Here is a 5,968-nt window from a genome sequence, read left to right as displayed (position 1 = left end):
GCAATTAAATCGGCACCATCTATATAATCTAATCTGTTTTGTATTTTTTTATAATAGGTTTCTACTTCTAGAGAATAAGCGTCATTATAAAAATTTCTGAAATAACCTAAAGCTACTTGATCTGCAAGTTGGGGTTTAATGTAATTGTCACTTGGCATCCAGACATCTAGCGGAGTAGGAGATGAGGTATTGGAAATTAATTGGAGATATTGTGCCATTCTATTATAACTCGCCTTCAATGATTGGTCTTGGTTTAATTGATAAGAAACAGAAAATCGAGGTTCTAAATTGTTATAACTCTGAATGACTTTGTTTTTACCAAAATACTGAGTTGAAGTTGGTGTGCCTTTTTCGTAAATTTGCATATCTGGATTAAAAACTACAGGCTCATTATTATCGTAATAATTAATAGTCGAAGCGCCTAATCTGTAAAATAAACTGTAACGCAATCCGTAGGCAATAGTGATTTTTTTAGAAAGCTGACTTTCTGCATCTAAATATACAGAAGGTTCAAAAGCATATTTTCTGTCCAGTTGATCTGGATTAATTCCCGAATCTTCTCCAGTTGGTTTTATAGTTCCGGGATTAAAATCGTAATATATGCCGTTTACACCATAATTCAGTTTTAGCTTATCTGAAAGATAATGTTTGAAATCGTATTTGATATTGTAATTTTTAATTCCAGAATCCCAATTGAAACCTACAAAATCAAGATCTAATCCGTAATAATAGTCACTGTAGATTAAAGAAAGATTGGAGAACAATTTATCAGAATACAAATGATTCCATCTCAAATTTAAAGTTGAATTTCCGTACGTATTGGTAAAACTTTTGTTTAATCTAAAAACGTCTCTGCCAAAATATCCAGACAAATACAAGCTGTTATTATCGTTGAGTTTATAGCTTAATTTGGTGTTTAAATCATAAAAATAAGCGGCATTATCTTTATCTTTTTCAGAGAATTTAAGGAAAAGATGCGCATAAGAAGCTCTTCCTCCAATTAAAAAAGAACCTTTGTCTTTTACAATTGGACCTTCAGCTAGTAAGCGGCTTGAAATTAATCCGATTCCGCCATTCAAGTGAAAATCCTTACTGCTTCCGTCTTTCTGGTAAATTTCTAAAACAGAAGAAGCTCTTCCGCCATAGCGTGCAGGAATTCCTCCTTTATATAATTTTAAATCTTTGATGGCATCAGGATTAAAAACAGAAAAGAATCCGAAAACGTGTGACGAATTAAAAATAGTTGCTTCATCCAAGAGAATCAGGTTCTGATCGGCACCGCCCCCGCGAACATTAAAACCAGAAGCGCCTTCGCCTGCATTGGTAACGCCGGGAAGCAATAAAATAGATTTCAAGACATCAACTTCTCCTAAGACCACGGGCATTTTTTTTATGGTCGAAATTGAGAGTTTGTTTACACTCATTTCTGGAGTTTTAATGTTTGATTTGCCCTTATTTTCTGTAATGACGACTTCTTGTAATTCTTCGCCACCTTCTTTAATCGAAAAATTGCTTTTTGTATTCTGATTTAAAATGATGTTTTTTTGAATGGTTTGATACCCAACATAACTAATTTCTATTTCGTATTCTCCTTTTGGCACAGAAAGAGAGTAAAAGCCGTATTCGTTGGTTGTGGTTCCTGTTTTTAAGGCAGGGATAAAGATATTAACTCCAATTAAAGTTTCGTTGTTTTTGCTATCGCTGATAGTTCCGCTTAGAGTAAATTTTTCCTGCGCAAAAGAGGTGAAGATTGTTAAAATAAAAAGAAGAAATGCGCAAGTATCTTTTGTAATCATTATATTGATTTTGATTTACATAGATAACAAATTCTTACTAAATATTCTTATAGAACCTTTGTTAAACATAAGTTAAGAAAAGCCTGATTTTGTTACAGGCTTTGTCTATTTTTTAGTTTAAAGATTTCTTCTGCCGCTTTTTTATACCCGCCAGCACTTTTAAATGAGTCACTTATTTTGGTGCTATTCTCGTTGTAACTTGAATTTACCAGTATTTTTTCGACTGAATTTTTAATTGTTTCTGGAGTAATTGTATTGGTATCGAGTACAATGGTTGCTCCAAGTTCTTCGGCGCGGTTAGATAAGAAAAATTGATCGGCTCCTAACGGAATTGAAATAAAAGGAACGTTGTAATACAATAAATCACCCATGCTGTTCATGCCGCCATGAGTAATGGCTGCAGTGGTATGTTTTAAAATTTCTAATTGTGGTACATAATCTCTAATAATAAAGTTTTTAGGAATTTCTGTTTCAATAAGATTTACTTTATGTGCGGCCATAACTACAACATATTCAGTATCTGCAAAAGCTTTGAAAAACATATGGTTTAAATCTGTTGAATGGTTGCTGAAAATTGTTCCTAAAGAAATGTAGATTACTTTTTTGCCTTCAATTTTTTCAAACGGAAAGTCGACAGTATATTTCTTTTTATAAACTGGAGGGCCTATAAAAATGAAGTTTTCGTCATAATTGTCAATATTTCTAATAAAATATTTCGAAGTATAAATGATATTTAAATCTCCTTTATTAAACAGCAAATCCATCATATTTTCGGGGATTTGTATTTTGTGTTTTAAAATTAGATTTTCGCGTACTTTTTTGAATTCTTGCATGATCTCAGGATTTAATCCGAAAGGACCTTTTTTCTGAGATTCTGTTTCAGGGGCTGTTTTTTTGTTGAACAGTTCCTCTTTAGTTGCAAATACAGCATAAGAGGAAATTGCTGGAATCTGTAAAATTTGAGAAATAAGTTTTGCGTAAGGATAAGCGGCCGAAAAGACGATGTAATCAAAATTTCGATCTCCGATTTCATTTAAAACATCATCTATAAAAATCTCAGGATGCAAAAAAGCACTTGCAAGTCCTTTTAAGGATTTCTTTTTTGATTGCTCTTCGCTTGGCTTTTCTTCTTTCTTTTGAAAAATGTTTAGATCTTCTTTATAGCTTATAAATTCAGCACCTAATTCTGCGATTGATTTTTTGAATTCTTCAGAGCTGAAAAAGGTGACTTTTTCTCCCTGAAGGATTAATTCGTTTGCTAAACCCATCATTGGATTCATGTGTCCATGAGATGGAATACTTAGGAATAATGCTTTTGACATAATTATTAAATTTTTGTTTTAGCAAAATTAAAATACGTTAAAATGATAAAATAGCTATTTTTGTTTTATAAATAGTCGTAAATAGTATTTTTAATTAGAAAATTAAAATGGGCTTAATAGAAAAACTCGCAGCATTTACCAAAACCAAATCTGATAATGGACTGTTTGTTTTACCTGAAAGTTATGGTAAAGGTTCGATAAGATCGTTTAATTTTTCTTCTCAAATGAATATGATGATTAGTCAGTGTGAGTTTAAAGAAGAAATGACGATCAAACGAACTGGCGGAGATTCTAGAAAAGATGAGATCACTTTTAGCTTTAGAAATTTGTTTCAGCAAGATTATAAGAAACATGCTAATCAGGGTGTTACAATTCCTTCTGTGCAAGTATCTGCGGGAGACATTGATATTGAGATTCTTATTCCTAAAGAGACAAAAATCAATACAATTGTAATCACAATCCACATGGATTTATTAAAGACTTGGATTAATGCTCAAGATGAAAACAAATTTCTAGCGAGTATAACCTTAAGAGATAAACCTTATTTATATGATCATATTATTTCTAATGAAATTCAGCAGTTAGCCAATAAAATTGCTTTGAAAGATGAAAAGGAGCAATTGAGTCATTTTTATCTGAAGTTAAAAGCGGAAGAAATGATTTATCTTTTTTTGTCTGAATTATCAAAAAGAGAAAGCGTGACTAGTTATCTTTTAAATGTGTCTGATGTAAAAACAATGTATGCAATAAAAGATTCTTTAAGTACTGATTTAAGCAATCCTCCTGATTTGGTAAATCTGGCTTCTTTCTGGAATATGAGCGAAAGTAAAATGAATAAGTTGTTCAAACAAATATTCGGAAATAGTATTTATAATTATTATCAGGTGCTTCGAATGAATGAGGCAGCTTATTTAATTCGGGAAGAAAAATTATCAGTTTCTGAAACAGGTTATCGATTAGGATTTTCTAATTTAAGTCACTTTTCCAGAATATTTGAAAAACATATAGGAATGAAACCTAAAAAATATTCTGCTTTGTCTATTTCTTTAAAATGAAAAAGGACAACCTTGTGAGTTGTCCTTTTGTTATTTAAAATACAAAATGTATTCTGAATTATTTAATTTTAGCAACAATAGCGTTGAAAGCTTCACTTGGACGCATTGCTTTGCTTACTAATTCTGGAGTTGGTTGGTAGTAACCTCCTATGTTTTGTGGTTTACCTTGAGCACCAATTAATTCAGCATCGATTTTAGCTTCGTTAGCTTCAAATTCAGCAGCAATTGGAGTAAAGATCGCTTTTAATTCAGCATCTTTAGTTTGAGCAGCCAAAGCTTGAGCCCAGTAGAATGCTAAATAGAAGTGAGATCCACGGTTATCGATTTGGCCTACTTTACGAGCTGGAGATTTATCGTTAGCCAAGAATTTGTCATTAGCTTGATCTAAAGTCTCAGATAAAACAAGCGCTTTAGAATTGTCTAAAGTTTGTCCTAAATGCTCTAAAGAAGCGCCAAGAGCTAAAAACTCTCCTAATGAATCCCAACGTAAATATCCTTCTTCTGTAAATTGCTCAACGTGTTTAGGAGCAGAACCTCCAGCACCAGTTTCAAACAATCCACCACCATTCATTAATGGAACGATAGATAACATTTTTGCAGAAGTTCCTAATTCTAAAATTGGGAATAAATCTGTTAAGTAGTCACGTAAAACGTTTCCTGTTACAGAGATAGTATCTAAACCTTTGATGATTCTGTCTAAAGTAAATTCAGTAGCAGCAATCGGGTTTAAAATACGGATATCTAAGTTTGTAGTATCGTAGTCTTTAAGGTATTTTTGAACTTTTACGATTAATTCTCTATCGTGTGCTCTGTTTTCGTCTAACCAGAAAACAGCAGGAGTGCTAGATAAACGAGCTCTGTTTACAGCCAATTTAACCCAGTCTTGAATTGGAGCGTCTTTTGCCTGACACATTCTGAAAATGTCATTAGCCTCAACGTTTTGCTCCATTAAAACATTTCCGTTTGCATCAACAACACGTACGACACCATCAGCTTTCATTTGGAAAGTTTTGTCGTGAGATCCGTATTCTTCAGCTTTTTGAGCCATTAATCCAACGTTAGGAACACTTCCCATTGTTTTTGGATCAAAAGCACCGTGTTTTTTACAGAAATCGATCGTTGCAGTATAAACTCCAGCGTAAGAACGATCTGGAATAACAGCAAATGTATCTTGTGCTTTTCCTTCTTTGTTCCACATTTGTCCAGAAGTACGGATCATTGCTGGCATAGAAGCATCAACAATTACATCAGATGGAACGTGTAAGTTTGTAATTCCTTTATCAGAATTAACCATTGCCAAAGCAGGTCCGTTTGCGATTGCTTGATCAATAGCAGCTTCAACTTCAGCTTGCTCAGGTCTTCCAGCAATTTTAGCGTAGATATCGCCTAAACCGTTTCTTGTATCAACGTTTAATTCAGCGAATAAAGAAGCGTATTTTTTGAAAACATCTGCAAAATATACTTCAACGATAGCGCCAAAGATAATTGGGTCAGAAACTTTCATCATTGTAGCTTTTAAGTGTACAGAAAGTAAAACTCCTGCAGCTTTAGCTTCAGCGATTACATCAGCAGCAAAAGCTTTTAATTTGCTTACACTTAAAACAGAGCTGTCAATAATTTCACCAGCTTTTAGTGGAGTACTAGCTTTAAGAACAGTTGAAGTTCCGTCTTTAGCAACAAATTCGATTTTTACATCGTTAGCTTCGTTTACAGTAACAGATTTTTCACTTCCGTAAAAATCGCCACTTGACATAGAAGCCACTTTAGTTTTTGAGTCAGCAGACCAAGCACCCAT

General features: G+C 33.3%; 4 protein-coding genes. 1 reads left to right on the top strand and 3 read right to left on the bottom strand.

What is annotated here, in order from left to right:
* A partial coding sequence (locus tag B3J44_RS00190; protein ID WP_286964760.1) for a TonB-dependent receptor occupies positions 1-1,796 on the bottom strand: 1,796 nt, incomplete at its 3' end.
* Between the two features lie 92 nt (positions 1,797-1,888).
* Positions 1,889-3,118: a macrolide family glycosyltransferase gene (locus tag B3J44_RS00185; RefSeq protein ID WP_286964757.1), complete on the bottom strand. Its 1,230-nt coding sequence runs from the start codon at positions 3,116-3,118 to the stop codon at positions 1,889-1,891.
* Between the two features lie 107 nt (positions 3,119-3,225).
* On the opposite strand from B3J44_RS00185, the gene B3J44_RS00180 reads away from it, so the two are divergent.
* Entirely contained in the window at positions 3,226-4,173 is a 948-nt protein-coding gene (locus tag B3J44_RS00180) for a helix-turn-helix transcriptional regulator (RefSeq protein WP_286964754.1), read from the top strand.
* A gap of 58 nt (positions 4,174-4,231) precedes the next feature.
* Here B3J44_RS00180 and B3J44_RS00175 read toward each other — a convergent pair.
* The coding region (locus B3J44_RS00175) for an NADP-dependent isocitrate dehydrogenase (RefSeq protein ID WP_286964752.1) at positions 4,232-5,968 on the bottom strand (1,737 nt) is incomplete at its 5' end.

Origin of the sequence: Flavobacterium sp. UBA4854, assembly GCF_002399805.1 — a bacterium.
GTDB lineage: Bacteria > Bacteroidota > Bacteroidia > Flavobacteriales > Flavobacteriaceae > Flavobacterium > Flavobacterium ginsengisoli.
This window is presented reverse-complemented; position numbering and strand designations above follow the sequence as displayed.